This is a genomic window from Bosea sp. Tri-49 (genome assembly GCF_003952665.1).
GTDB lineage: Bacteria > Pseudomonadota > Alphaproteobacteria > Rhizobiales > Beijerinckiaceae > Allobosea.
Map to the genome: position 1 here is coordinate 2,009,024 of NZ_CP017946.1, position 25,092 is coordinate 2,034,115.

The 25,092-nt window shown below is 66.4% G+C and carries 25 protein-coding genes and 1 pseudogene; 17 read left to right on the plus strand and 9 right to left on the minus strand.

Annotated elements, in window-relative coordinates; all coding sequences use genetic code 11:
* Window positions 1–146: 146 nt before the first annotated feature.
* On the minus strand, window positions 147–563 hold the full coding sequence (locus BLM15_RS09960; protein ID WP_236846628.1) for a PaaI family thioesterase: 417 nt from the start codon (window positions 561–563) through the stop codon (window positions 147–149).
* A gap of 107 nt (window positions 564–670) precedes the next feature.
* Here BLM15_RS09960 and BLM15_RS09965 point away from each other — a divergent pair, with 107 nt between their 5' ends.
* Complete coding sequence (locus tag BLM15_RS09965) at window positions 671–1,477, plus strand: enoyl-CoA hydratase (RefSeq protein ID WP_126112601.1); 807 nt, start codon at window positions 671–673, stop codon at window positions 1,475–1,477.
* A 68-nt stretch (window positions 1,478–1,545) separates the two neighbouring features.
* Here the strand turns inward: BLM15_RS09965 and BLM15_RS09970 are convergent, their stop codons facing one another.
* On the minus strand, window positions 1,546–1,980 hold the full coding sequence (locus BLM15_RS09970) for a hypothetical protein (RefSeq protein WP_126112602.1): 435 nt from the start codon (window positions 1,978–1,980) through the stop codon (window positions 1,546–1,548).
* A gap of 154 nt (window positions 1,981–2,134) precedes the next feature.
* Between BLM15_RS09970 and BLM15_RS09975 the strand changes: the two genes are divergently transcribed.
* The 3 genes from BLM15_RS09975 to BLM15_RS09985 all read left to right on the plus strand — a co-directional run bounded on the left by BLM15_RS09975 (window position 2,135) and on the right by BLM15_RS09985 (window position 4,954).
* On the plus strand, window positions 2,135–2,665 hold the full coding sequence (locus tag BLM15_RS09975) for a CoA-binding protein (protein WP_126112603.1): 531 nt from the start codon (window positions 2,135–2,137) through the stop codon (window positions 2,663–2,665).
* Between the two features lie 76 nt (window positions 2,666–2,741).
* Window positions 2,742–3,716 (plus strand): Bug family tripartite tricarboxylate transporter substrate binding protein, encoded by a 975-nt coding sequence (locus tag BLM15_RS09980; protein ID WP_126112604.1) that lies wholly within the window; start codon window positions 2,742–2,744, stop codon window positions 3,714–3,716.
* A 14-nt stretch (window positions 3,717–3,730) separates the two neighbouring features.
* Entirely contained in the window at window positions 3,731–4,954 is a 1,224-nt protein-coding gene (locus BLM15_RS09985; protein ID WP_126112605.1) for an FAD-dependent oxidoreductase, read from the plus strand.
* Between the two features lie 109 nt (window positions 4,955–5,063).
* Here the strand turns inward: BLM15_RS09985 and BLM15_RS09990 are convergent, their stop codons facing one another.
* On the minus strand, window positions 5,064–5,822 hold the full coding sequence (locus BLM15_RS09990; protein ID WP_129505135.1) for a hypothetical protein: 759 nt from the start codon (window positions 5,820–5,822) through the stop codon (window positions 5,064–5,066).
* On the opposite strand from BLM15_RS09990, the gene BLM15_RS09995 reads away from it, so the two are divergent.
* Window positions 5,794–7,071, plus strand: coding sequence for an O-acetylhomoserine aminocarboxypropyltransferase (locus BLM15_RS09995; protein WP_126112607.1), 1,278 nt, complete (start codon window positions 5,794–5,796; stop codon window positions 7,069–7,071). The two genes, BLM15_RS09990 and BLM15_RS09995, sit on opposite strands and share 29 nt — an antisense overlap.
* Window positions 7,072–7,188: 117 nt before the next feature.
* Here the strand turns inward: BLM15_RS09995 and BLM15_RS10000 are convergent, their stop codons facing one another.
* Window positions 7,189–8,259, minus strand: a complete 1,071-nt coding sequence (locus BLM15_RS10000) for a COX15/CtaA family protein (RefSeq protein WP_335904824.1) — start codon at window positions 8,257–8,259, stop codon at window positions 7,189–7,191.
* Between the two features lie 129 nt (window positions 8,260–8,388).
* Here BLM15_RS10000 and BLM15_RS10005 point away from each other — a divergent pair, with 129 nt between their 5' ends.
* Together BLM15_RS10005 and BLM15_RS10010 are read left to right on the plus strand one after the other, a co-directional pair.
* A complete protein-coding gene (locus tag BLM15_RS10005) occupies window positions 8,389–8,598 on the plus strand; it encodes a DUF2842 domain-containing protein (protein WP_126112609.1) in 210 nt (69 codons plus the stop codon).
* Window positions 8,599–8,825: 227 nt separating this feature from the next.
* Window positions 8,826–9,835: pseudogene (locus BLM15_RS10010) on the plus strand (amino acid ABC transporter substrate-binding protein).
* 197 nt (window positions 9,836–10,032) lie between these two features.
* On the opposite strand, the gene BLM15_RS10015 reads toward BLM15_RS10010, so the two are convergent.
* Window positions 10,033–11,085, minus strand: coding sequence for a polysaccharide deacetylase family protein (locus BLM15_RS10015; RefSeq protein ID WP_126112610.1), 1,053 nt, complete (start codon window positions 11,083–11,085; stop codon window positions 10,033–10,035).
* Window positions 11,086–11,201: 116 nt separating this feature from the next.
* Here BLM15_RS10015 and BLM15_RS10020 point away from each other — a divergent pair, with 116 nt between their 5' ends.
* Together BLM15_RS10020 and BLM15_RS10025 are read left to right on the plus strand one after the other, a co-directional pair.
* Window positions 11,202–12,437: a GNAT family N-acetyltransferase gene (locus BLM15_RS10020; RefSeq protein WP_126112611.1), complete on the plus strand. Its 1,236-nt coding sequence runs from the start codon at window positions 11,202–11,204 to the stop codon at window positions 12,435–12,437.
* 68 nt (window positions 12,438–12,505) lie between these two features.
* Entirely contained in the window at window positions 12,506–12,877 is a 372-nt protein-coding gene (locus BLM15_RS10025; protein ID WP_126112612.1) for a GFA family protein, read from the plus strand.
* Between the two features lie 6 nt (window positions 12,878–12,883).
* Here the strand turns inward: BLM15_RS10025 and BLM15_RS10030 are convergent, their stop codons facing one another.
* A complete protein-coding gene (locus BLM15_RS10030; RefSeq protein ID WP_164547466.1) occupies window positions 12,884–15,061 on the minus strand; it encodes a GumC family protein in 2,178 nt (725 codons plus the stop codon).
* A 184-nt stretch (window positions 15,062–15,245) separates the two neighbouring features.
* Between BLM15_RS10030 and BLM15_RS10035 the strand changes: the two genes are divergently transcribed.
* The 6 genes from BLM15_RS10035 (at window position 15,246) to BLM15_RS10060 (ending at window position 20,229) form a co-directional block, all read left to right on the plus strand.
* Entirely contained in the window at window positions 15,246–15,803 is a 558-nt protein-coding gene (locus BLM15_RS10035; RefSeq protein ID WP_126112614.1) for a polysaccharide biosynthesis/export family protein, read from the plus strand.
* A 22-nt stretch (window positions 15,804–15,825) separates the two neighbouring features.
* Window positions 15,826–16,989, plus strand: a complete 1,164-nt coding sequence (locus BLM15_RS10040) for a glycosyltransferase family 4 protein (protein ID WP_126112615.1) — start codon at window positions 15,826–15,828, stop codon at window positions 16,987–16,989.
* A 127-nt stretch (window positions 16,990–17,116) separates the two neighbouring features.
* A complete protein-coding gene (locus tag BLM15_RS10045) occupies window positions 17,117–17,644 on the plus strand; it encodes an RNA polymerase sigma factor (protein ID WP_126112616.1) in 528 nt (175 codons plus the stop codon).
* On the plus strand, window positions 17,628–18,389 hold the full coding sequence (locus BLM15_RS10050; protein ID WP_126112617.1) for an anti-sigma factor family protein: 762 nt from the start codon (window positions 17,628–17,630) through the stop codon (window positions 18,387–18,389). Before BLM15_RS10045 ends, BLM15_RS10050 begins: the two co-directional genes overlap by 17 nt.
* Window positions 18,390–18,490: 101 nt before the next feature.
* The gene (locus tag BLM15_RS10055; RefSeq protein WP_126112618.1) at window positions 18,491–19,864 is read left to right on the plus strand and encodes a sulfite oxidase; all 1,374 of its coding nucleotides are present in this window, start codon (window positions 18,491–18,493) and stop codon (window positions 19,862–19,864) included.
* A 5-nt stretch (window positions 19,865–19,869) separates the two neighbouring features.
* Window positions 19,870–20,229: a hypothetical protein gene (locus BLM15_RS10060; RefSeq protein WP_126112619.1), complete on the plus strand. Its 360-nt coding sequence runs from the start codon at window positions 19,870–19,872 to the stop codon at window positions 20,227–20,229.
* A 15-nt stretch (window positions 20,230–20,244) separates the two neighbouring features.
* On the opposite strand, the gene mdtI is transcribed toward BLM15_RS10060, so the two are convergent.
* A complete protein-coding gene (gene mdtI, locus BLM15_RS10065) occupies window positions 20,245–20,583 on the minus strand; it encodes a multidrug/spermidine efflux SMR transporter subunit MdtI (protein ID WP_126112620.1) in 339 nt (112 codons plus the stop codon).
* Window positions 20,580–20,948, minus strand: a complete 369-nt coding sequence (locus tag BLM15_RS10070) for a DMT family transporter (protein ID WP_126112621.1) — start codon at window positions 20,946–20,948, stop codon at window positions 20,580–20,582. The genes mdtI and BLM15_RS10070 overlap by 4 nt, the downstream gene beginning before the upstream one ends.
* 512 nt (window positions 20,949–21,460) lie before the next feature.
* Between BLM15_RS10070 and BLM15_RS10075 the strand changes: the two genes are divergently transcribed.
* Both BLM15_RS10075 and BLM15_RS10080 read left to right on the plus strand, forming a co-directional pair.
* Window positions 21,461–23,002, plus strand: a complete 1,542-nt coding sequence (locus BLM15_RS10075) for an undecaprenyl-phosphate glucose phosphotransferase (protein WP_126112622.1) — start codon at window positions 21,461–21,463, stop codon at window positions 23,000–23,002.
* Window positions 22,999–24,252, plus strand: a complete 1,254-nt coding sequence (locus tag BLM15_RS10080) for an O-antigen ligase family protein (RefSeq protein ID WP_126112623.1) — start codon at window positions 22,999–23,001, stop codon at window positions 24,250–24,252. The genes BLM15_RS10075 and BLM15_RS10080 overlap by 4 nt, the downstream gene beginning before the upstream one ends.
* On the opposite strand, the gene BLM15_RS10085 is transcribed toward BLM15_RS10080, so the two are convergent.
* Window positions 24,225–25,037: a methyltransferase domain-containing protein gene (locus tag BLM15_RS10085; RefSeq protein ID WP_126112624.1), complete on the minus strand. Its 813-nt coding sequence runs from the start codon at window positions 25,035–25,037 to the stop codon at window positions 24,225–24,227. The two genes, BLM15_RS10080 and BLM15_RS10085, sit on opposite strands and share 28 nt — an antisense overlap.
* Window positions 25,038–25,092 lie beyond the last annotated feature (55 nt).

Below are 25,092 nucleotides of genomic sequence, written 5' to 3' on the forward strand. Positions count from 1 at the left end.
AAAGGACAAGCCGCCGGCGAACCGGCGGCGGTGTGGGCGCTGGATAGGCGGCTACCCTATCGATGTCAAGCAGAGATAACGCAGCTCTTTTCCAAAAAATGTATTGTTTTCAGAGCAGTACATAAAACGGTATCAGGATACCGCAATTATCTCTCAGCCGGGATCGAATATGTCCCCGTGGCGTGGCAGACCATCTCGGTTTCGCCTTGCGAATAGAGGCAGACCTCGCCGACGGCGAGACGTTTCCCAAGCTTGAGCAGCTTCGCTTCCCCGATCAGCGCCGCCTGCCCCGGCTTGCGCAGGAAATTGTAGTTGAGGCTCGTCGTCACCGCGAGGCCAACCGGGCCGATCTGGGCGAGGATCGCGACATAGAGGGCAAGATCCGCAAGCGCCATCATGGTCGGGCCGGAGATGGTGCCGCCCGGCCGCAAATGCTTCTCGTGGTAGTCGCAGCGCATGCGCGCTGTGAGCGGGCCGACCGCCTCGACGAAATAGGTCCGCCCGCCATAATGCAGCTGCGGGAAGACCTGATCGAGATAGGCCTCGACCTCGGCGGCGCTCATGCGGGTGGTCATCGTGCGGAAAACCGGGGTCTGATCGGACGTTACGCCCCTTGCAGCACGGCATCCGCCTCCCGACAATAGCGACAAACAGCGAAAGGCTTTTCGCCATGAACGCCCATGCCGGACAGCAATTGTTGCTGCGCGAGGATGCCGACGGCATCGCGACCCTGACCCTGAATCGGCCGGAGGCGCGCAATCCGCTGAGCGAGGCGATGCTCGCCGCCCTGTCGGAGACGCTCGCTGCGATCGCAGCCGACCAAAGCGTCCGCGCGGTTGTATTGGCGGCAGCCGGCCCGGTGTTCTCAGCCGGGCACGACCTCAAGGAGATGAGTGCGCGCCGGGCCGATCCCGACCGCGGCCGCGCCTATTTCGCCGATGTCCTCGGACGCTGCTCGGGCGTGATGCAGCAGATCACCGCCCTGCCCCAGCCGGTGATCGCCGCGGTCGAAGGCACGGCGACTGCGGCCGGTTGCCAGCTCGTCGCGACCTGCGATCTCGCCGTCGCCGGCGAAGCCGCGCGCTTCTGCACGCCAGGCGTCCATATCGGCCTGTTCTGCTCGACGCCGATGGTGGCGCTCTCGCGCAATCTCTCCGCCAAGCACGCCATGGAAATGCTTTTGCTCGGCGAGATGGTTCCGGCACAGGAGGCGGCCCGCATGGGCCTCGTCAATCGCGTCGTGCCGTCCGGCGAAGCACTCACCGAAGCCAAGCGGCTCGCGGCGGTGATCGCCTCGAAATCGGCGGCAACGGTCAAGGTCGGCAAGCGCGCCTTCTATGAGCAGCGCGAGATGGGGCTGAAGGCGGCCTATGACCATGCCTGCGCGGTGATGGTCGAGAATATGCTGGCACGCGATGCCGAGGAAGGCATCGGCGCCTTCATGGAGAAGCGCCAGCCGGATTGGCGTCACAGCTGAAAGGGCGGGCTCGCCCGAAGACGAGTCCGCCGCAGAGAATGTATGCCTACGTGCCTATGACCGTGCGGTCAGATGCCGAAGATGTAGATCGGCTCCGCTTGCGCCGGCTCCGCCTCGGTCTTCGCCGCCCGCTGCGCCTGCTCGTCCGCCGGCAATTGCAGCACGGTCGCGGTCTGGCCTTCCGAGAGGTTGGTCAGCAGCACGATCTGCCCGTCGGGCAGCTCGATCGCGTCGTGATGGGCGTAGGGCTTGTCGAGATCGACCTGGCGGAAACGCGCCACCGTCGCCGCGAGCCGGCGATGAGGCAGGAAGCCGACCGCCCTGTCGCATTCGATCTCCGACGCAAACGCCAGCTCCGTGCCGGGCAGCACGCAGACCGCGACAGTCGGATCGCCAGCGGCGCAAAAGCCCCTGGTGCTCGATCCGATGAAGCTGGTGGTCTTGAGGACGTCGCCGACTTTGGCAGGAGTCGACATCACATGGTGCAGACTGTAGTCGCACATGGCAGGCCCTCCTCACTGATGAAGAGCGGGATATGCCCCTCCTCTTCAATGTGGGGAACGAGCTTGCCAACGCTATGTTCCGGGCATCGGAGCAGCTTCGCTGTTGATTCCGGAAGATTAGGCAACTCATTCAATTCGCTGGGATTTTAGCTCCGTGAATCACGACGTTTATGATGATGCGCTCATTCGCCGCATCCTGCGCGAGGTGAAGACGATCGCGCTGGTCGGCGCTTCCGCCAACGAGGCGCGGCCGAGCTGGATCGTCACCAAATACCTGCTCGATCGCGGCTATGACGTGATTCCGGTCAATCCCGGGCTCGCCGGGCAGACGCTGCTGGGCAAGACCGTCTACGGCTCGCTGAAGGAGATCCCGCAGCCGATCGACATGGTCGAGATCTTCCGCAACTCGGAAGCCGCCGGGCCGATCACCGACGAGGCTTTGAGCCTGGAGCCGCCGCCCAAGGTGGTCTGGATGCAGCTTTCAGTGCGCAATGACGAGGCCGCGGCGAAGGCCGAGGCCAAGGGTCTCACCGTGATCATGAACCGCTGCCCCAAGATCGAATACGGCCGGCTCTCCGGCGAGATCGGCTGGCAGGGCATCAATTCACGCATCCTGTCGGCGAAGAAGCCGGTGCTCGCCGGCAAGGGCTTCCAGAAGCTGTCGATCAACCGCCCGGGGACGTAAAGATCGCGGGAAGGCTCTTCCCCGCCGGCGGGCGATCGCTAATCTCGCCGCTCCCGCTCTTCGCCGGAGAAGGCCGATGCCCCCTCTCGATCGCCGCACCGTCCTGCTCGCCGGCCTCGCGAGCGCACTGGGCGCGCGTGACGCGTACGCTGCCTTCCCGGAACGGCCGATCCAGCTCGTCGTCCCCTTCGCCCCGGCGGGTGGTACCGACATCGCGGCGCGCCGGCTCGGCGAGACTTTGTCGCGGCAGCTCGGCCAGTCGATAATCATCGACAACCGGCCGGGTGCCAACGGCATTGTCGCTGGGCAGGCGGTGGTGAAGGCTCAGGCCGACGGCCACACGCTCCTGGTCGCGACCGCGGCGAGCTTCGCCGCCGCCCCGGCGCTCGGCCAGAAGCTGCCCTATGACGTCGCGCAGGATTTCGTCCCGGTCGGCATGCTCGGCCTGTTCCCGCTGGTGCTGAACGCCTCGCCGACCCTCCCGGTCAATTCGCTCGCCGAGTTCATCGCCTATGCCAGGCAGCGGCCCGGCCAGCTCAACTTCGCCTCGGCCGGGATCGGCGGCACCAATCACCTCGTCTTCGAGATGATCATGCTGGCGGCCGGTATAAGGCTGGCGCATGTCCCCTATCGCGGCGCTGGCCTCGCCGCGGCCGATCTGATGTCGGGCCAGGTCCATGTCATGATCGACAGCCTTGCCGCCAGCCTCGGCAACATCCAGGGCGGCAAGCTGAAAGCGCTCGCCGCCACCACTGATACCCGCCAACCGCAGCTGCCTGACCTGCCGACGCTGAAGGAGCAAGGTGTCGACGTCATCTATCCGGGCTGGGCCTCGATCGTAGCGCCGGCGGGCATCGCGCCCGACACGCTGCGCGTCCTGAGCACCGCGATCAATGCGGCGATGGCCGATACCGAGCTCGTCGCCCGCTATCGCGAGCTGGTGATCGAGCCCGTCGCCTGGAGCCCGCAGGAGACCGGCGCCTTCATGGCCCGCGACCGCGCGATCCTGACCGAGCTGGTGGCGAAGACCGGGATCAAGCTGACCGAATAGGCAGGGGCAAGGGCATGCTTCAGGAGAATACGACCTGCTGCATCGCCGGTGGTGGCCCGGCCGGGATGATGCTCGGCTTTCTCTTGGCACGCGCCGGTGTCGACGTGATCGTGCTGGAGAAGCACGCCGATTTCCTGCGCGATTTCCGCGGCGACACCATCCACCCCTCAACCATGGAGGTGATGCACGAGCTCGGCCTGCTCGACGAATTCCTGACGCTACCTCATGTCCGGGAAGATGACCTCGTCGCCCGCTTCGGCACAGAGGACATCACCGTCGCCGACTTCAGCCATCTGCCGGTCAAGGCGCCGTTCATCGCCTTCATGCCGCAATGGGACTTCCTCGACTTCCTCGCCGATCACGGGCGGGAATACCCAAGTTTCCGGTTGCTGATGCAGACGAAGGCGACCGGGCTGATCGAGGAGAACGGGCGCATCGCAGGCTTGAAAGCAGAAGGTTTGGACGGCCCGCTGGAGATCCGCGCCGACCTCGTCGTGGCGGCGGATGGGCGGCGTTCCGATGTCCGCGAGGCGGCCGGCTTCACCGTCACCGAACTCGGCGCGCCGATGGACGTGCTCTGGTTTCGCTTCAGCCGCCGCGCAGACGAGCCGGCGCAGGCCTTCGGCCAGGTCGCGGCCGGGCGCTTCTTCATCCGGCTCAACCGCGGCGACTACTGGCAATGCGCCTTCATCATCCCGAAGGGCTCGCTTGAGCGCCTGCAGGCCGCCGGGCTCGATGCCTTCAAGGCCGGCCTCCTCGCGCTTGCACCCGAGCTCGCCGACCGTACCGATGAGCTCGTCTCATGGGACGACATCAAGCTGCTCTCGGTCGCGGTCGACCGGTTGGAGCGCTGGTGGCGGCCGGGGCTGCTCTGCATCGGCGACGCCGCCCACGCCATGTCGCCGATCGGCGGCATCGGCATCAACCTGGCGATCCAGGATGCGGTCGCCGGTGCCAACCTGCTGGCTAAGCCGCTGCGCGAACGAACGCTGGCGGATACTGACCTTGCCGCTGTCCAGAAGCGGCGGGAATGGCCGGCCAAGCTCACGCAGGCCGCCCAGATCGCGATCCAGAACCGGGTGATCACGCCGTTGCTGGCGGCGGACAAGCCGATCAGCCCGCCCTGGCCGCTCCGCCTGCTGCAGCGCTTCCCGCTGCTGCGCCGGCTGCCGGCGCGGATGGACGGCATCGGCGTGCGGCCGGAGCACATCGGGCGAGAACTCTCGCCTATCAGATAGTATGTCGAGATCGCGGCCCTCTCCGGCCCGCTACCGCGCGATCCCGTCCGAATTGCTGGCGAAGACCAGGATCAAGCTCACTGAATAGCGGCCTGCCGAAGGCATCGGCTCAGGGCGGAGAGAGGCTGGTCGCGATCTTGAGGGCGAGCGCAGTCGCGCCATTGGGCCGATACATCGAATTGAATGCCGCCTTCTCCATCAGCTCGGTCGCGCGCGGCATGCCCATTTCGGCATAGAAGGCACGGACGCGGCCAGTGCCGCTTTCGCTCAGGATCGTCTGGCCGGTTTGCTTCTCGGTGCGCCGGGCCGGATGGAAGCCGAGGCCCGACAGCGCGGTCGAGCCTTCGAAGACGCCTTCGCCGCCGACGTAATGGCGCCGGATGCCTCCGGCAAAAATAAAGGTGCAGGCGCTGGAACAGGCGGTGCTGCCAGCGTCGACTGCGGTGACCAGCCCAGCCTGGCGCACCAGCCGGCCGATCGCGAAGGCTGGCAGGATATAGCCGCCACTGCTCGACAGATAGAGCACGCGCAAGGGCTTCGCGCGCGGCCGCTCCAGGAATGCCTTGAAACGCTTATCGTCATCCGTCTCGATCGAGCCGGTGAGCCAGGCGATGTCGCCGCTTTCCGAAAGCCAGATCGCGCGGGCCGGCTGAGCGCCGCCGCACAAGGCGAGACACAATAGAAACCAGTACGCAAGACGCCGCATTGCCATCCCCCGACGCAATGATGCTGCCATGCCGCAATTGCCCGCTTGCGGCAACTGCTTGAATTGACGCCTCGCAGGGCGTTCGTTAAATCGAACAAGTCGTCCGAAATCAGAGTTTCCGAGGGAGCACGCCATGACCGACCGCGCACCGGGTTTCCACACGCTCGCCGTTCATGCGGGCGCAGCTCCCGACGCGGCCACCGGCGCGCGCGCCACCCCGATCTACCAGACGACATCCTTCGTCTTCGACGATGTCGACCACGCCGCCTCGCTGTTCGGACTGCAGGCCTTCGGCAACATCTATACCCGCATCGGCAACCCGACGAACGCGGTGCTGGAGGAGCGCGTCGCGGCGCTCGAGGGCGGCACTGCGGCGCTCGCTGTGGCGTCGGGCCATGCGGCCGAGTTCCTGTGCTTCCATGCGCTGCTGCAGCCGGGCGACGAGTTCGTCGCGGCCAAGAAGCTTTATGGCGGCTCGATCAACCAGTTCAACCATTCCTACAAGAACTTCGGCTGGAACGTGATCTGGGCAGATAGCGACGATCTCGACGCCTTCGCCGCGGCGGTGACGCCGAAGACCAAGGCGATCTTCATCGAATCCATCGCCAATCCGGGCGGTGTCATCGTCGACATCGAGGGCATCTCGAAGATCGCCAAGAAGCACAACATCCCGCTGATCGTCGACAACACGATGGCCAGCCCCTATCTGATCCGGCCCTTCGAGCACGGCGCCGACATCGTCGTGCATTCGGCGACCAAATTCCTTGGCGGCCATGGCAATTCGATCGGCGGCCTGATCGTCGATGGCGGCTCGTTCAACTGGGTCGGCGACGAGCGCTACCCGATGCTGTCCAAGCCGCGGCCGGAATATAACGGCATGGTGCTGGGCGAGACCTTCGGCAACTTCGCCTTCGCGATCGCGACCCGTGTGCTCGGGCTGCGCGACATGGGCCCGGCGCTCTCGCCCTTCAACGCCTTCATGATCCTGACCGGCATCGAGACGCTGCCGCTGCGCATGCAGCGCCATTGCGAGAACACGGTGAAGGTCGCGACCCATCTTGCCAAGCATCCGGCGGTCGAGTGGGTGAACTATGCCGGCCTGGCCGACAACAAGTATCACGCGCTCGCCCAGCGCTATTGCCCCAAGGGCGCCGGCGCGGTCTTCACCTTCGGTCTCAAGGGCGGCTACGATGCCGGCGTCCAGCTGGTCACGAACCTCAAGCTGTTCTCGCACCTCGCCAATATCGGCGACACGCGCTCGCTGGTGATCCACCCGGCCTCGACCACGCATCGCCAGCTTTCGGACGCGCAGAAGACGGCGTCGGGCGCCGGCCCGGAGGTGGTGCGCCTGTCGATCGGCATCGAGGATGTCGAGGACCTGATCGCCGATCTGGATCAGGCGCTGGCCTGATCCCGCGGACGCATTGTCGTCATGGTCGGGCTTGTCCCGACCATCTACGTCTTCGCTGGTCGCGAGTGGTGTTCAAGACGTGGATGCTCGGTACAAGGCCGAGCATGACGGCGTGGTTCAGGCGCGAATTGAACGCTCCGCCTGCTGCGTGCGCGTCAGATGCACCACGCCCATCGCCAGTACGGTGAAGCCGAGCGCCTGATGGGCGAGGCCGGCCCAAAGCGGCACGACCAGGAGCAGCGTCACGATGCCCAGCGCAGACTGCGCCAGCACGAGCCCCAAGATGGCAGTCGCGCGCTTGGCGGCGCCTGAGCTTGGCGCAGCGCGGCGTAAGGCCAGCATGTGCCAGAGTGCGAAGGCGAGCAGGATGTAGGCGCCGATGCGGTGGTTGAACTGCACCAGCGCGACATTGTCGACGAAGTTCTCCCAGACCGGCGTGCCGGCGAACAGCGTCGCGGATGGCGGCACCAGCGCCCCGTCCATCAGCGGCCAGGTGTTGAAGGTGAAGCCGGCCTTGGAGCCGGCGACAAGACCACCGAGCGCGATCTGGACGAAGAGCAGCAGGAGCAGGAACCAGGCGGCCGCCCTGCCCCAGGCCGGCTCGATGCGGCGACGCGGGGTGAGCCAGGTGGCGAAGGCGATGACGCTGGCGAAGAAGAAGCCGGCGAAGGTCAGGTGCAGGGTCAGCTTGACCGGCGCGACCGCGACCATGCCGGGCTCCAGGCCAGAGGCGACCATGATCCAGCCGATCGTGCCCTGCAGGCCGAGCAGCAAGCCCATGCCGAACAGGATCGCGGTTTCGCGCCATGGCATCGAGCGCCGCAGCAGGACGACGACGAAACCGGCGAGATAGAGCAGCCCGATGAAGCGGCCGAGTTGGCGATGGCCCCATTCCCACCAGTAGATGAACTTGAAATCGGCAAGCTCCATGCCCGTGTTCAGGAGCTGGTATTGCGGGCTCAGGCGGTATTTCTCGAATTCGAGCGCCCAGGCGGCATCATTAAGCGGCGGGATCGCGCCGGTGACGGGCCGCCATTCGGTGATCGAGAGGCCGGAGCCGGTCAATCGTGTCGCGCCGCCGACCACGACCATGACGAAGACGAGGAAGGCGACGGCCCAGAGCCAGCGGCGGATGCCGGCATGGCTTGCAGCGGCCGAAACGGCAGGCTGATCGAGCGCGATCGTCACGGCGGCGGGACCTCGGGTCGCAGGGAGCAGGCTTGAATATGCTTCACAAGCACGGCGGCGGGTGACAGATAGTCCGCCGTCGACGCCCGAACAACGCCCGCAATGCCGCAGCCCGGACTCAAGATCGCCATGAGGCAGACCCATCGCAAGCTCGTCGGCACGGTCGTGATGATCGTCTTCGTCTGCGTCTACGCGCTCGTCGCCATGGCGCTGGCGCAGGGCCGGATCACCGAGGCCTCGAAGCTCGTGCAGACCATCGCCTATGTCGTGCTCGGGCTGATCTGGGTGCTGCCGCTGCTGCCGCTGATCAAATGGATGGAGCGCAAGGACGAGGCCTGATCGCGGCCCCCCGCCGCGGCGATCGCCCCTGCGCTTTCGCGGTCTGCTCAGGCGCTTATAGAGCCGCTTTGTGGTTTGCTGCATTTCGGCCCCGCCAAACTTAAGAAACTTGCAGCGAGGCTGCCAATTTAGAGCGCCTCTCTCTCGACGGCCGCAATAGCGTTTCGCCGCGATCGAAAAGGTCGACCGGCATGACGTATGTCGCGGGTGAGTTGGGGGGACGGGCCATGAAGACGTTGTTGCGGGTGGGTTCTCTGGCCCTGGTGCTTGGCGGAGTGCAGGCTGAGGCCGGCACCCTGGAAACCGTGAGACAGCGCGGCGTCCTGAAATGCAGCTCCACCATGGGCACGCCAGGCTTCTCCGTCGCCGATGCGACCGGCCGCCATCGCGGCCTCGACGTCGATTTTTGCCGCGCGGTGGCGACGGCGGTGTTCGGCGATCCCGAGAAGGTCATGGTCGTGCCGCTCCCGGCTGCAGCCCGCTTCACGGCGCTTCAGTCCGGCGAGGTCGACATCCTGTTCAACACGACGACCTGGACGATGGGGCGCGAGACGACGAACGGCATCCTGTTCGCCGCCGTAACCTATTACGACGGCAGGGGATCATGGTCCGCTCGGGCGAGGTCAAATCCGGCAAGGAACTGAACGGCGCGACGCTCTGCACCAACCAGGGCTCGACGACCGAGCTCAACCTGACGGACTTCTTCCGCACCAACAATCTGAAGAACGAGATCGTCGCGTTCGCGTCCCAGGAGGAAGCGTTGCAAGGCTATCAATCGGGCCGCTGCGACGCCTTCAGCTCCGACCGCTCGGTCCTCTACGCCTTTCGCTCGAAGCTGATCGAGCCGCAAAAGCACATCGTGCTGCCCGACACGCTCTCCAAGGAGCCGCTCGGCGCCGCCGTCAGGCAAGGCGACGATACATGGTACAATGTGGTCAAGTGGTCGGCCTATGCGATGCACGCGGCCGAGGAATTCGGGCTGACGTCGGGCACCGTCGAGCAGATCGCGGCGTCGACGAAGGATCCCAACATCCTGCGCCTGCTCGGCCGCGAGGGCACGATCGGTGAATCGCTCGGGCTATCGCGCGACTGGGCGCTGAACATCGTCCGGAAGGTCGGCGCCTATGGCGAGGTCTTCGACCGCAACATTGGCAAGGATAGCCCCTTAAAGATCGAGCGTGGATTGAACGCTTCCTGGAAGCAGGGCGGACTGCACTACGCCCCGCCGATACGCTGATCGGATCGGGACGAGGTTCGAGGAAAGCTCCACCCGGCTCGGCGCCTCTTCCTTCTCCCGGATGGGAGAAGGTGGCGCGGAGCGCCGGATGAGGGCCTGCCTTGTCCCAAGAAGGCACAGCGGCGGCCGCCCGCTCAAACAATCAGCGGCGATCCCTCACCCCTACCCCTCTCCCATCCGGGAGAGGGGATCCCGCGCTAACCGACGCTTAATTTCCGCCCTCGGTTCCAGAGCAGGAAGGGCAGCCCCGACAGCAACGCCTTCAGCGCCGCCTCGCTCTGGTGCAGGCCATTGAGCGAGACCCGCGGCAGCGCATGTGGGTGTTCAGCATGCTCCGCGAAGAGATGGCCCGGACGGGTCGTCACAGCACTGACAAAACCGGTCTCCTGCGCCAAGGCGAACTCGCGCGGTCCGGCGGAGGTCGGATCGCCGACCGGATAGGCGAAATGGCGGATGGGCCTCTCCAGCACCTCTTCCAGCCAGGTCTTGCTCTCGATGATCTCGCGGCGCGCGACCTCTTCCGGGTGCTTGGCCAGCATCGGATGGCTCAGCGTATGCGCGCCGATGGTGACGCCGGGGGCGCCGGCGAGCGAACGCAGCGTCTCGGCCGGAAGGCATTCGCGTTCGACCAGCGCGACGGGGTCGATGCCGGCCTGCGCTGCGAGCCCAGAAATCGTTGAGAGCAGAATCGCTTCCGGTCCCTTGCGCAGACGCCAATAGAGCTGGTCGAAGGCTTTCTGCTTTTGCGTGTCGCTGCCACCCGGCGCATCGAAGCGGCCATCGGGCAGGTCGAGCGCGATGCGCGGCAGCGCCCGGATCGCCTCCTCCAGCTCCAGCCACCAGAGCCGCGCCGTGCGCTCGGCGAAGCCGCGCACGACATAGAGCGTCCACGGCGCGCCGTGCTTCGCCAGCACCGGCCAGGCATGGTCGAGATTGTCGCGATAGCCGTCGTCGAAGGTGAGCGCGACGAAGAAGCGGCCGGGCTTCGGATCAGCCAGCCGCGCTAGCGCCTCGTCGAGCGAGACGATGTCATAGCCCTGCGCCCGGATCAGCGTCAGCGCCCGGTCGAGGAAATCCGGCGTGATCTCGAGCAGCCCGTTCGGCCGGAAGCCGCCGGTGACCGCCGGGCGGACATGGTGCAGCGTCAGGATCGCGCCCTTGCCCTGGGCGAGCCCCCTGCCCCAGTGATCGGCGCCGGTCGCCGCGATCATCCGGAACGCGGCGGAAAAAGCCTTGTGGCGCAGGCTCATGCCCGGCGTCTCCGAGACATCGATTCAACCCTTCGCTAACGCTGTTCGGCGATGGCGCTTTGCAACGCCAGCGATCATGGCAGGTCCGTTCACAATGCCGGGTTAAGGATCGCGGCATGTCCGCCGTTGCCGATAGCGCGCCCAGCCTGCCCGTTCTTCCTGCCTTGCGGCGGGACGCGGAAGCGCGCCTCTGGCACCGGCTCAGCGCCAGCAGCGATATCGCCGCGCTGGAAGCCGATTGGCGCGCGCTCGAAGCGGGCGCCCTGGTGACGCCCTATCAGGCCTATGACTGGGTCCGGCCCTTCGTCGACACGATCGGGCGAGCCGAGGGCATGGATTTCCGCTTCGTCCGGGTCGAGGCTGGCCATGGCGAACTGCTCGCACTGTTTCCGCTGGTGATCACCCGACGTCTGGGCACGCGCTTCGCCGAGTTCATCGGCGGCAAGCACGCCAATTATCACATGGCGCTGTACCGGCGCGATTTCGCCGAAGCGCTCGATGCAGCGACGACGCAAGCGCTGCTGCAGGAGATCGGCGCGGCGCTCGGCGGGATCGACGCACTGTTCCTGATCAACCAGCCGACCGACTGGCAGGGCATCGCCAACCCACCGGCAAGGCTCGCCGCGGGGCAGAGTCCGAGCCGCGCCTACAAGCTCGCGCTCGAACCGGGCGATTGCGAGGGCACGCTCAGGCGTTCGATGAGCAAGCATGCCCGCAAGAAGCTGACGACGAAGCGCAACCGTTTCGCTGAATTCGGCCCGTCCGAGCTGGTCAGGGCCCATAGCGACGCGGAGATCGAGCGCGTGCTCGACGCTTTCCTCGCGCAAAAAGCCACTCGCTTCGCCCAGATGGGCGTGCCCGACCCGTTCGCAGCGCCGGCGATCCGCGCCTTCCTGCGTCAGGCGGCGACCCAGCAGCCGGATCGGCCGCCGGTGATCGAACTCTATTCGCTCGACCTCGCGGGCCGTTCAGTTGCGACCTATGTCGGCGCCGTCCAGGGCACGCGCTTCTCCGGCATGGCGACCTCTTTCGATCTCGCCTCGGAAACGGCGCGCACCAGCCCCGGCGAGCTCCTCCTGGTCGAGCTGATCAAGCGCAAATGCCAGGCCGGCCTGACCATGTTCGACCTCGGCATCGGCGAAGCCCGCTACAAGACGACGATCTGCGACGACAGCGACGATCTGGTCGACACCTTCTTCCCTCTGACGGCCAAGGGCCGTGCCTATGCCCGCTACAGCCGGGTCAAGCGCGCGCTGAAGCGGCGGATCAAGGCCTCGCCCGTCGCCCTCAAGGCCGCACAGCGGATCCTCGGCTGGCTGAGGCGCCGCAAGCCAGCCGACGCAGACGAATAGCCCGCTCCTGCCATGTACTGACAAGAGGCTGGGATTGATCTGCCCGCATCATTCACGGAGCGGGCGACATGACGATCATCAGCGGTGGCTGCCATTGCGGCGCGACGAAGTTCGAGGTTCTGGAGCCGGTCACAGAGGTGGTCGCCTGCACCTGCTCGATCTGCTCCAAGCGCGGCGCGCTATGGAGCTACCACAAGCCGGCCCAGTTCCGGCTGCTGACGCCGCGCGAGAGCCTGTCGACCTATCGCTGGCAGAGCAAGATGGTGGCGCATCATTTCTGCGGCGAGTGTGGTTGCACCACCTTCACCGAATCGCCCGACTGGTCGAGCGGCGAGCCCGATTTCGACAATCCGAAGGTCGCTGTGAACGCGCGCGTGCTCGACGACTTCGACCTCGGTGCCGTTCCGGTCACCGTGATCGACGGCAAGAACCTCTGGTAGCGACCTTTAGGCCGGCACCGGTTCCTTCTCCGGCGCGGTCAGTTCGACGCGCTCCGGCGCATCGATCATGACCAGTGCGATCGGGGCGCCGGTCAGGTCGGTGAGGCGATAGGCGGCTTCGACCGCGTGGCCGTTTCCGGCATGGCCGGCCATGACCAGCGCACCCTGGGCGCGCGCCAGCAGGGGCGTCAGCACCTCGGCCTCATCGGTCGAGGCCGTCGCGACCAGCACCCAGTCATAGGTCTCGCAGAGCGCGTCGAGTGCGACATCGACGATGTCGGGCGCCGCCAGCACCGCGGCACGCCCGGCCCGGCCCGGCGCGATCTCGTGCAGGCGCGAATCCTCTTCACGGGTGATGATGTCGGAGAACATCGCCTCGCCGGCGAGCAGCTCGGAGAAGCCGGCGCGGTCGCGGCTGTCGCTGGCGAGATCGACCAGGATGCAGCGGCTGCGCTCGGAGAGGAGCAGCGCCAAAGCGCGCGGCGAAGCTTCGCCCGGCTCCGCCCCGTCGAGCACCAGGACGAGCGGCGCGTGGCCCTCGCTCGCCTTGTTGACGCAGGCAGCGAGTTCGGCCGCACCGGCATCGGGATCGGTGAGGTCGAGATGGAGCTGGCCGATGCGCCCGCCATGGGTCAGGAGGCCGGCAATGCGCTCGCGGCGACGCGGCGGCGGGGCTGCCAACTCACCCTCGCCGTCCTCATCGTCGGACTTGCCGACGGCCGGTTCGACACGGCCCGGCGCCTTGCGCCGCGGCGCGTCTTCGGCAGGCACGGGCGACCCCCCATTCAGCAGCTCGCGGGAGACGACGGCCGCCAGCGCCACCAGGAAGGTCGCCAGCGTCGCGACGAGCATCGTCGGCAGCTTCTTCGGGAAGGAAGGCTCGGTCGGCTCGATGGCGCGCGAAATGACGCGCGCATCGGCCGGCGTCGCGTTCTGGCTGTCGCGGGCGAGCGCCTCGCGATAGCGCAGCATGTACTGTTCGAGCTGGTCGCGCTGGGTCCGCGCCTCGCGCTCGAGCGCACGCAGCTGGACCTCGTCGTCATTGGCGCCCGAAGCGGTCTTCTTCTGGCCCTCGAGTGCGGCGGTAACGCTCTCGACGCGCTGGCCGGCGATCTTGGCCTCGTTCTCCAGCGTGCGCACGGCGCGCTCGGCGGCGGCCCGGATCTGGCCTTCGAGGTCGGCGAGCTGGGCGTTCAGCTCCTTGATGCGCGGGTGCTCCGACAGGAGGTTGCGCGATTCGAGCGCGAGCTGCGCCCGCAGGTTGACGCGCTGCTCGATCAGCCGGCGGACGAGATCGTTGTTGGCGACATCGGGAATCTCGAAGGTGCGCCCGGCCTTGATCGCGTCGCGGATGATCGAGGCCTTGGCCTGCGATTCGGCCTGCTGGTTGCGCGCATTGGAGAGCTGCGTCGACAGGTCGGCGAGCTGCTGGGCCGTGATCGTGGTGTTGTTGGCGCCAACGAGCAGGCCATGGCGGGAGCGGAACGCCTCGACCTTGGCCTCCGATTCCGCCAGCCGCTTGCGCAGCGGCTCGATCGTGGTCGAGAGCCAGGACGAGGCGCTGCGCGCCGTATCCTGCTTGGCCGCCTCCTGCATCTCCAGATAGACGGCAGCGATCTCGTTAGCCGCCTTGGCGGCGAGCGCCGGATCCTGCGAGGTGAACTCGATCGAGACGATGCGCGAGCGCCCGACAGGAAAGACCAGGAGCCGGTCGTAATACTTCTCCAGCACCCGCTCCTCCGGCGACCGGTCAGCCGGATGGGCGCCGATGCCGAGCAGGACACCGACCTTCTTCAGCGCGCCGAGCGCGCCGGCGCCTGAATCGAACTCCGAATTGCCGACCAGGCCGATCCGCTTGATCGCCTCACGCGCCAGATCGCGCGACATGATGACCTGGACCTGGCTCTGCACGCCCTCTGAGTCGAACTGCTGGCCGGAGGTCTCCGACGGCGCCTGCCCCGGCCGCGTGTAGAAGCTGTCGCGATTTTCGAGCAGCAGCCGCGCCTCGCCGGTGTAGCGCGGCGTGACGGCGTTGACCGCAATGAAGGACAGTCCGAGCGCTGCCAGCGTCGGCCCGATGATCCAGAGCTTGCGCGCCTTGATCGCGGCCCAGAGGGCCGGCAAGTCGAGCAAATCGGAGCGGCTCTCGCCAGCGGCCGCAACGGTATCGTAGCGAGCGGTCATGAGGCTTCCATTCACGCAGAACTCTCGCATCTCGCGAGAGACGCAGCGTCATGTGAGCCCATTAAGGTTAGTGGTGGGTTAAGAGCCGCAACCTTTAATATGCTCCAAAGGGTCGGCCGATCAGGTTTTGTTAACCATGACGACCTATCCCTAGGGGCATGTCTCGATGGGTCCGCCGGTGATGATGAGTAGACATCCCGTCTGTCTGGCGCTTGCCGCCGCGCTCGCCCTTGCCGGCTGCGCGCCGCGCATGGTCGCGCCAGAATTTGCCGTGGAGACCGCTGCTCCCTATCAGCTCGCCAGCGGCGATCGCTTACGCGTCATCGTCTTCGGCCAGGACAATCTCTCCAACGTCTATGCCGTCGACGGCTCCGGCCGCATCTCGATGCCGCTGATCGGCGCGGTCGAGGTTCAGGGGCGCACGACGCAACAGCTCGAACGAGCGATCGAGGCGAAGCTGCGCGGCGGCTATCTGCGCGAGCCCAAGGTTTCAGTCGAGGTCGACGCCTACCGCCCGTTCTTCGTGCTCGGCGAAGTCACCAATTCCGGCCAGTTCCCCTTCGTCAACGGCATGACGGTGCAGACGGCCGTGGCGATCGCTGGCGGCTTCACGCCGCGCGGCCAGCGCAGCTATGCCGAGGTCACACGACTGATGGACGGCCAGCTCGTCACCGGCACGGTGCCCGTCACCTACCCGGTCAGGCCCGGCGACACGATCGTGATCAAGGAACGCTGGTTCTGACCACGACCCGGAGCGTTTGACCATGTCCGCCGCGGCCGGCTCCGCTCCCCTGACGATCCTGCACGTCTTCCGCGCGCCGCTCGGCGGCCTCTTCCGGCATGTGCTCGACCTCGCCCGTGGCCAGATCGCACGCGGCCACGCCGTCGGCATCTTCTGCGATTCGACCACCGGCGGCGCGCGCGCCGACCAGGTCTTCGCCGAGCTCGGGCCGCAGCTCTCGCTTGGCGTCACGCGTGTGCCGATGTCGCGCTATCCGAGTCTGACCGACATGCGCGCGCAAGCTTCAGCAGCATCGACACGCAAGCGGATCGGGCCACAAATCGTGCATGCGCACGGCTCAAAGGGTGGTGTCTATGCCCGCCTGCCCGCTCTGGTCTCACCCGGGCGGAGCTATGTCACCGCCTATACGCCGCATGGTGGCAGCTTCAACTACAAGCCGGGAAGCGCCGAGCACCGGATCTACATGGCGATCGAGCGTCTGTTCGAGCCGGCGACGGACATGTTCCTGTTCGAGAGCGCCTTCATCGCCGGGCGTTTCGAGGCCCATGTCGGGCACCAGCCGCGTACCGACCACCGCATCGTGCTGAACGGCATCTCGGAGGCAGAGTTTGAGCCGATCGACCATGGCGAGGCCGCGTTCGATCTCGTCTATCTCGGCGAACTGCGCTCGGCCAAGGGCGTCGACACGCTGATCGAAGCGCTCGCGCTGCTGAAGCGCCGCGACGGGCTGACGCCGCGTATCCTGATCGTCGGCTCCGGCCCGGACGAGGCGGTGCTGCGACAGATGACGGTCGACCAGGGCGTCGCGGGCCAGTGCGTGTTCGAACCTCCGGGCCCGATCCGCGCCGCGCTCGCCAAGGCGCATGTCATGGTGATCCCATCGCGGGCGGAATCGCTGCCCTATGTCATCCTGGAGGCGGCGGCGGCGGCGCAGCCGCTGATCGCGACCGATGTCGGCGGCATCAAGGAGATCTACGGCCCCGGCCATGCCGACCGGCTGATCCCGCCAAACGAGCCGATCGTCCTGGCCGACACGATTAAGAAGACACTGGCGACGCCAGCCACCGAGAGAATGGCGCAAGCGGCCGATCTCGCCGCGCATGTGAAGGCCAATTTCCGCCTCGACGCCATGGTCGACGGCGTTCTCGACGCCTATCGGGCCGCGCTCGCCAAGCGAGTCGGCTGAAGGCGGATAGGCGGCGAGCCTCTTCCGGTTCCGCTTTCGCGAATCCTCGCCTATGCTCTCCCGCGTCGTGGGCACCCGGCGTTGGCCCTCTCCGCTCGCGACATGAACCGGTTCGGATGGCGCGAGCATGTGGCGCGACGAACGCAAGGCGGCGGCGCGCAATGCGCGGCTCGAACGCGAATGGACGCGGCTTTACCGCTATGCCTGCGCGCTGACGCGCGACCGGGAGCGGGCCGGCGATGCGGCTCAGGAAGCGGCCGTGCGGGTGCTGACGGCGAGGAGTGAACCGGCCGATGACGCCGCCTATCGCCGCTGGCTCTACAGCATCCTGCGCAACCTGCTGATCGACCAGCATAGGCGGCGGCAGCATGAGCTTGGAATGGAAGCGCCCGAGCCGGCCGACTGGCATTTCGACGAACGCGCGCTCAGCGCGATCACGGTGCGGCAGGCGCTGGAACAGCTGCCGGTCGCGATGAAGGAGATGGTGGTCTTGGTCGACCTCGACGGCTTCAGCTATGCGGAAGCGGCCGCGCTCGCAGGCGTCCCGGTCGGCACCGTGATGAGCCGGCTGTCGCGCGCCCGGGCCATGCTGCTTGCGATCATAGGGGGAGCCAATATCCGCGTGCTCCCGGTTCGCCATGCCAGATCGGGTTGACCAGCCGCTCCCATCGGACTGGGAGAAACTCAACGCCTTCGCCGACGGCGAACTGGCGCCAGCCGAGCAACGCGCCGTCGCCGAGCGGCTAGCGAGCTCGCCGGAAACGGCTGAGACGCTACGCGGCATCGTCAGACTCAAGCAGGAATTGCGGGCGCTGCCGGCCGACGAGGCTCCGCTCCGGCCTCCACTCTCTGCACCACCGCGACCGCGCTTACGGCCGCTTGCAGCAATTGCGGCCGCTCTTGTCATTGCCGCCGCTGCTACACTGACGCCGATCCTGCTGCGGCGTGACACTGCCGAGACGTTCCTTGCGGCCTCTCTGGCAGCACATGAACAGTTCGCGAGCTCGGCGCCTCGGCCTCTAGCAACGGTCGCGCCGACAGCGGCCCTGCCCGTCGCAAGCGAGCTCGCCCGTCTCGGCCTGCAGCCGATCTGGCAGGCGACCTCGGCGGCAGGACAAGTCCGGATCGGTTTCGTCGGCGCGCGCGGCTGCCGGCTCAGCATGCATGTCAGCCCGCATGCGGAACCCGCGCCTGTGCCCGACCAGGGCGCACAGACGCTGGCAGGCTGGAATGCCGGCGGGCGCGGCTATCTCCTGATCGCGACCGGAATGCCGCCGGCACGTTTCGAGTTGATCACGGGTTTCATCAAGGCCCTGACGAGTGAGCCGGCGGACAGGGTCGAGCCGCTGCGTACCGCCCTGCAGAACGACTGGCGCAGCGCGCAGCCCTGCCTTGCCTGAAACGCGAAGACAATAAATTCCGATCGGATGGAATGATCCTGTCTGCTCGTGCGTCTTGTTCCTGAACCCGGCGCAATGGCGACGCCGCGAAGGAGAAAATCATGGCGAAGCAGGAACGATCGCTCAGCGAACTCTATGGCGACGATCCGGAACGCGGCGACGCTCTGGCCTTCGGCCGCCGTACCGGCTCCTCGCGCCGCGGATTCCTCGGTGGCGCCGGACTCGTAACGATGGGCGCCGCCGTCGGCGGCACGATCCCGTTCTCGGACCAGATGCCGGCCGGGCTGATTCCAGCCGCGCTGGCGCAGGGAGCACCGCCCGCCTCCCCCGCCCCATCCTCGGCTCCGACAGCGGCCGCTGCACCGAAGGGGCCGCAATTGCTCGACTTCCCGGGCAAGGCCAAGGGCCTCGTCCTGCTCGGCGACCGGCCACTCGTCGCCGAGACACCGGAACACCTGCTCGATGACGACACCACGCCGTTCGACAAGTTCTTTGTCCGCAACAACGGCCTGACGCCGGACGAGTTCAAGGAGGGCGATGCCTGGGAGTTTTCGATCGACGGCGAGGTCAACACACCGCTGAAGCTCAAGCTCGGCGAGCTCAAGCAGAAGTTCACGCACAAGACCTATCGCATGGTGCTGGAATGCGGCGGCAATGGCCGCTCCTTCTTCCAGCCACAGGCGCGCGGCAACCAGTGGACCAATGGCGGCGCCGGCTGCGCCGAATGGACCGGCGTGCCGCTCGCCGATGTGCTGCAGAGCGCCGGCATCAAGTCGAGCGCCGTCCATACCGGCAATTACGGCGCCGACCAGCATCTCTCCGGTGATCCAAGCAAGGATGCGATCTCGCGCGGCGTGCCGATCGCGGCGGCGCTGGAGCCGCATGCGCTGCTGGTCTGGGCGATGAACGGCCAGCCGCTCCCGGCCATCCATGGCGGGCCGCTGCGGGTGGTCATCCCCGGCTTCCCGGCCTCGGTCTCGCATAAATGGCTGAAGCGCATCGCCATCCGCGACAAGGAGCATGACGGCCAGGGCATGGGCGGCACCTCCTATTCGGTCGCGATCAAGCCGATGATCCCCGGCGGCAAGACCGACGATGCCAACATGCGCACCATGACCGACATGCCGGTGCGCGGCATCATCACCAATCCGGCGAATGGCACGCGCATCGCAGCCGGCACGCGCAAGCTCGCACTGCGCGGCGCCGCCTGGGACGGGCATGAGGGCGTCTCACGCGTCGATGTCTCGATCGACTTTGGCGCGACCTGGCAGCCGGCCAAGGCGGCCGAGCCGCGCAACCGCTATGACTGGCGGCGCTGGACGGCCGAGGTCGAGCTGCCCTCCGACGGCTATTACGAGCTCTGGGTCCGCGCGACCGACAGCAAGGGCCGCGGGCAGCCGCATGTGGCCGGCGGCTGGAACCCGCAAGGCTACGGTGCCAACCCGATGCACCGGGTCGCGGTGCTGGTCGGGTGAACGCCATGATCGCGCGCATCCGCCGCACCGGGCTCATGCTCGGCGCGGGGTTTCTGGTCGCCGCATCGTCGGCGCTGGCACAGGCCCCTGCCCCGTCGGAGGAGACGCCGGAGATGTTCCCGGCCGGGCCGAACCGCGACGAGGCCTTCTATGCCTGCGTCGCCTGCCACAACTTCAAGCTGGTCGCTGCCCAGGGGCTGAGCCGGGAGAAATGGGGCGAGACGCTCGACTGGATGGTCACAAAGCACAACATGCCAGCTCTCGAAGCAGAAGAGCGCGGCAAGGTGTTGACCTATCTCGCCGAGACCTTCCCGGCCAAGGCGCCGGCCCAGCAGGGCGGGTGGAAGAACCCGTTCCTGAACTGAGGCGGCGCCTTTCGGTCAAAAGAACTTGAGCGCGACCACGCCGGCGACGACCAGCGCGATGCCGAGCCAGCCGGCGGGGCGGATGCGCTGGCCGAAGGCGAGCGAGCCGACGACCGCCGTCAGCACCAGGCCGACGCCGCCCCAGACCGCGTAGGCGACCGAGAGGTCCATGCCGCGGATCGCCTGCGCCAGGGCGGCGAAGGCGCCGACGACACAGAGCACGCCGAGGGCGCCGACGAGCCGGTGCTTCAGCCCGTCGGAGATCTTGAGCAGGCTGGTGCCGATCACCTCGAGGGCGACGGCGAGCGCGAGCCAGGCAAGCGCGAAGGCTTGCGCGGAGGCGGCGAAGGTCACACCAGCCTCCGCTCATCCTCCTCGGGGGCCACATGGTCGGCTTCGTGACCGACGCCGCGTTCCAGCAGCACGATGCCGCCGATGATCAGGGCCAGTGCCAGGATGCGCGAAACCGTCAGGTGCTCGGCAAAGAAGGCATGGCCGATCAGGGCGATGCCGACAATGCCGAGGCCTTCCCAGACCGCGTAAGCGACGGCCATGGGGATGACGCGCAGCGCGACGCTGAGCAGGGCGAAAGACAATCCGATCAGCATGAGCGGCAGGACCGCGACGAGGACCGGCGCCGCGACGAAGGCCTTCAGCGCCGACGTCGCGAGCAACTCGACGGCGATGGCCGCGAGCAGGATCAACCAATGAAAAGACATAAGTCACACAGGGGCGCTGGCCCAGGCGCAGGCGGCGCGGGTGCGGCGTCTGCGGGGTGCGCATCGTTAGCGTTTGAAAGACGATGTTCGAGATGAAGGGAGCACTCAGGCTTTCGCCGAAGGCCAGCACACCACCATGCCCAAATGTTACGGAAATACCCGTGGGCAAAGTCGATAAAATATGTGCTTCTCAGACACTCATCGGAGCCTAAATGCCTGAATCTATGCTTTTTGTCAACTCGACCATAACTTTCGCGGTACTTTTCGACCCATTTTCGACCGGCGAGGCCCCCAGCTAATACCTTGAAGGCCCGAGCGAAAATCGCCCTTTCTCCAACCGTGAAAAATCTCTCTCAAAGACGCAGCTTCAGGCCGCTCGCAATGCGCCGAATTCACGTCAAATCCCGATCGCTTCCGCAGAGTCCGATTAAGTCTTCCGAGAGCAATTTGCGCTAGGTCACGATGGCTTTCAGCGTGGCTGTATCAGTCGCCGCGCGCGAGGACTGGACGAGATGGGCGCTTTCGACGTTCGCGACCTGATCAAGGCGGATTCGGCCGGCACGGCGCCGACCAGCGGAGAGGCCTCCGGCACGAGGGCCTTCCATCCGCTGGCCGAGCGCATCGCCGCCATGCCGGTCAAGCAGACGCTGTCTCCGGTGCTGATCGAGGGGCTGGTGCGCCTCGCCGACGTGCTGGTGATCCTCGGCGTCGGCGGGCTGGTCTTCGCATTCTACGTCGCCGGCGCGGTCGACTACATCCTGCCCTATCAGGTCACCGTGCCGCTGATGGCGATCGGCGCGCTCGCCGTCTTCCAGGCGCTGCACCTCTACCATGTCGGCGCGCTGCGCAACTTCATCACCATGGCGGTGCGGATCACCGCCGGCTGGACCGTGCTGTTCCTGCTGGCGCTCGCCGGCTTCTTCTTCCTCAAGGTCGGCGACCAGGTCTCGCGTGTCTGGCTCGCGGGGTTCTACACAGTCGGCCTCGTGCTGCTGCTCGCCGAACGACTGACGGTCTCGCTCATCGTGCTGCGCCTCACCCGGATGGGCCGGCTCGAGCGGCGCACCGCGATCGTCGGCGGCGGTCCGGCTGGCGAGGAGCTGATCAAGGCGCTCGAGGCCCAGCGCGACACGGGCTTTCGCATCTGCGGCGTGTTCGACGATCGCAATGACGAGCGCTCGCCCGATCTCGTCGCCGGCTACCCCAAGCTCGGCACGATCGACGATCTCGTCGAGTTCGCGCGCCGCACCAAGCTCGACCTCGTGATCTTCACCTTGCCGATCTCGGCCGAGGCGCGGCTGCTCGCCATGCTGCGCAAGCTCTGGGTGCTGCCGATCGATATCCGGCTCTCGGCCCATATGTCGAAGCTTCGCTTCCGGCCGCGTTCCTACTCCTATATCGGCGCCGTCCCGGTCCTCGACGTGTTCGACCGGCCGATCGCCGACTGGGACATCGTCGTCAAATGGGTGTTCGACAAGATCGTCGGCACATTGGCGCTGATCGCGCTCTCGCCGCTGATGCTGGCGACCGCCGTCGCGGTCAAGCTCAACTCCAGGGGCCCGGTGCTGTTCCGGCAGAAGCGCTACGGCTTCAACAATGAGATGATTGAAGTGCTGAAATTCCGCTCGCTCTATCATGAGATGAGCGACTTCACCGCCGCCAAGCAGGTCACCAAGGATGACCCCCGCGTCACCCGCGTCGGCCGCTTCATCCGCAAGACCTCGATCGACGAATTGCCGCAGCTGCTCAACGTCGTGTTCAAGGGCAATCTCTCGCTGGTCGGCCCGCGCCCGCACGCGGTCCACGCGACCATGCAGAACCGCGCCTATGAGCAGGTCGTCGATGGCTACTTCGCCCGCCACAAGGTCAAGCCCGGCATCACCGGCTGGGCCCAGGTCCATGGCTGGCGCGGCGAGACGGACACGGAGGACAAGATCCAGCGCCGCGTCGAGCACGATCTCTACTACATCGAGAACTGGTCGGTGCTGCTCGACCTCTACATCCTGATCAAGACGCCGTTCTCGCTGATGACCAAGAACGAGAACGCCTATTGAGCGCGCTGACACAGGGGCAAGACGGTGACGTTGGCCGCCGGCGGCTGACGATCTCTCATGCCGCGATCAAGCGTGGCACGCTGTGGCTGCTGCTGGCGGTGAGCTTCGTCGCGCTGATCGAGCCCTCCCCTTACGAATTCGTCTTCCCGATCACGCTGCTCGTTTTCGCGCTCACCGGCATCCGTTTCTCCCAGAAGCTGCTGCCCATGGCGGTGCTGCTGCTCGTCTACAATATCGGCGGCGTGATCGCGCTGATCCCCTGGATGGACGAGTCGGCCTCGGTACGCTTCACCGCGGTCTCGGTCTATCTGATGATCACTGCGATCTTCTTCGCGGCGATCATGGCGGAGGATCCGCTCGGCCGGCTGGAGACGCTGCGCAAGGGCTATCTCTTCGCCGCCTGGTGCGCGGGTCTTGCCGCGGTTCTCGGCTATTTCGATGTCGGCGGCCTTTCCGGCGTGTTCACCTACGCTTCCCGGGCATCGGGCACGTTCAAGGACCCGAACGTGCTCGGGCCCTTCCTGGTGCTGCCGCTGATCTATCTGCTGCACGCGGTGCTCATCGGCCGCATCGGGCTGGTGAAGGGCTTTCTCCTGTTGAGCATCCCGCTGCTGGCGCTGTTCCTGTCGTTCTCTCGCGGCGCCTGGGTCAATCTCGCGGCGTCGGTACTGCTGATGACGGGGCTGACCTTCCTGACCTCGACCAGCACGTCGCAGCGCGCCCGCATCGTCTTCCTGACCCTGGTCATGCTGGTGCTGGTGGTGGTGGCGCTGCTGGTCGCGCTCTCCTTCGAGAACATCCGCAGCGTCTTCGAGATTCGTGCCAGCCTGGACCAGGATTACGACCAGGGCGTCACCGGTCGCTTCGGCAGCCAGTTGCGCTCGATCCCGATGCTGCTGGAGCTGCCGAACGGCTTCGGACCGCTGCGCTTCCGTTTCACCTTCCCGGAAGACCCGCACAACGTCTACATCAACGGCTTCGCCTCCTATGGCTGGCTCGGCGGCTTCGCATATCTCGCGCTCACGGCCGCGACCTGCATTGCCGGCTGGCGTGCCGTGTTCCGCCGCACGCCGTGGCAGGGACATGCGATCGTGCTCTGGTCGGTGCTGTTCATCACGATCCTGCAGGGCGTGCAGATCGACACAGACCATTGGCGGCATTTCTATTTGCTGCTCGGCCTGATCTGGGGGCTGGCGGCCTTGCCTTCACCCGTTGCGAGCGATCAGCGCTCCTTGCGGACGACGACATAGGCGTAGGTCGTCACGAAACGCCAATCCGCCTTGGCGGCGAGCTGGTTGAAAGCTGCGTCGAGGCCGCGCAGGCCGGGCATGCGCTTGAAATACTCATGTCCCCAAAAGGCCTGGATGTGGATGTCGCGGAAGCCGGCTCGCTGCAGCATCGGCTCGAGCGCCGCGCTGCTGCCGCGGCAGCGATCGTAATAGGCCGGAAAGAATGGGGCGTTGCCACCATCGCGACGCGCCGGGTAGAGCGCCTGCACGATCGCGTGCGAGGCCTTCTTCGGCAAGATGTGGTTGAGCGCGAAGACCGGCGCCCACAAGGTCGGGAAGAAGGCGAGGCCGATGCCGCCCGGCGCCAGTAAGGCGTGGATGTTGCTCCAGGCGCGCTCGACGTCATGGACATGCTCGAAGACCATGCGCGAGACCATCATATCGAAGCCGCCGCGGGCGATATCGGGCTCGGAAAGATCGCCCGCGATATCGAAGCAGGCGGTGCGCAGGCCGTCCGGCGTCAAGGCGAGTTCGCCGGCGTCGATGTCGTTGACGACGAGGTCGAGCCCGTAGCGACGCGCCTCCTCCACGGTGAAGAGGGGATCGCGACCGCCACCAATCTCGCAGAGCCGCTGCAGGCCGAACTGGTGCATCAGCGCGAGGATAGTCGCCTCGTAGTGATCCCAGGCCCAGCTGGAATGCCAGTCGGGCTGGAGCCCGGCGAAGAAACTCTCGAGCGAGCCTCGGCCCGTCGCGGCGGCGCCCTGCGGCCGCTGCGGCCGACGATCGGCCAAGGCCATCGACATGACGGTATGTCCCGCTTCCGCTGTGAGACAATGACCCTGCCCGTGAGGCCGGAGC

Bases quoted from the DNA above. Each gene is read 5' to 3' on its own strand.
- BLM15_RS10070 (WP_126112621.1), bottom strand. From the start codon at position 20,948: ATGTCTTTTCATTGGTTGATCCTGCTCGCGGCCATCGCCGTCGAGTTG.
- BLM15_RS10055 (WP_126112618.1), top strand. From the start codon at position 18,491: ATGGCGAAGCAGGAACGATCGCTCAGCGAACTCTATGGCGACGATCCG.
- BLM15_RS10040 (WP_126112615.1), top strand. From the start codon at position 15,826: ATGTCCGCCGCGGCCGGCTCCGCTCCCCTGACGATCCTGCACGTCTTC.
- BLM15_RS09965 (WP_126112601.1), top strand. From the start codon at position 671: ATGAACGCCCATGCCGGACAGCAATTGTTGCTGCGCGAGGATGCCGAC.
- BLM15_RS10035 (WP_126112614.1), top strand. From the start codon at position 15,246: ATGAGTAGACATCCCGTCTGTCTGGCGCTTGCCGCCGCGCTCGCCCTT.
- BLM15_RS10050 (WP_126112617.1), top strand. From the start codon at position 17,628: ATGCCAGATCGGGTTGACCAGCCGCTCCCATCGGACTGGGAGAAACTC.
- BLM15_RS09980 (WP_126112604.1), top strand. From the start codon at position 2,742: ATGCCCCCTCTCGATCGCCGCACCGTCCTGCTCGCCGGCCTCGCGAGC.
- BLM15_RS10020 (WP_126112611.1), top strand. From the start codon at position 11,202: ATGTCCGCCGTTGCCGATAGCGCGCCCAGCCTGCCCGTTCTTCCTGCC.
- BLM15_RS10085 (WP_126112624.1), bottom strand. From the start codon at position 25,037: ATGTCGATGGCCTTGGCCGATCGTCGGCCGCAGCGGCCGCAGGGCGCC.
- BLM15_RS09995 (WP_126112607.1), top strand. From the start codon at position 5,794: ATGACCGACCGCGCACCGGGTTTCCACACGCTCGCCGTTCATGCGGGC.
- BLM15_RS09960 (WP_236846628.1), bottom strand. From the start codon at position 563: ATGAGCGCCGCCGAGGTCGAGGCCTATCTCGATCAGGTCTTCCCGCAG.
- BLM15_RS10060 (WP_126112619.1), top strand. From the start codon at position 19,870: ATGATCGCGCGCATCCGCCGCACCGGGCTCATGCTCGGCGCGGGGTTT.
- BLM15_RS10005 (WP_126112609.1), top strand. From the start codon at position 8,389: ATGAGGCAGACCCATCGCAAGCTCGTCGGCACGGTCGTGATGATCGTC.
- BLM15_RS10015 (WP_126112610.1), bottom strand. From the start codon at position 11,085: ATGAGCCTGCGCCACAAGGCTTTTTCCGCCGCGTTCCGGATGATCGCG.
- BLM15_RS10045 (WP_126112616.1), top strand. From the start codon at position 17,117: ATGTGGCGCGACGAACGCAAGGCGGCGGCGCGCAATGCGCGGCTCGAA.
- BLM15_RS10025 (WP_126112612.1), top strand. From the start codon at position 12,506: ATGACGATCATCAGCGGTGGCTGCCATTGCGGCGCGACGAAGTTCGAG.
- BLM15_RS10075 (WP_126112622.1), top strand. From the start codon at position 21,461: ATGGGCGCTTTCGACGTTCGCGACCTGATCAAGGCGGATTCGGCCGGC.
- BLM15_RS09970 (WP_126112602.1), bottom strand. From the start codon at position 1,980: ATGTGCGACTACAGTCTGCACCATGTGATGTCGACTCCTGCCAAAGTC.
- BLM15_RS10030 (WP_164547466.1), bottom strand. From the start codon at position 15,061: ATGACCGCTCGCTACGATACCGTTGCGGCCGCTGGCGAGAGCCGCTCC.
- BLM15_RS09985 (WP_126112605.1), top strand. From the start codon at position 3,731: ATGCTTCAGGAGAATACGACCTGCTGCATCGCCGGTGGTGGCCCGGCC.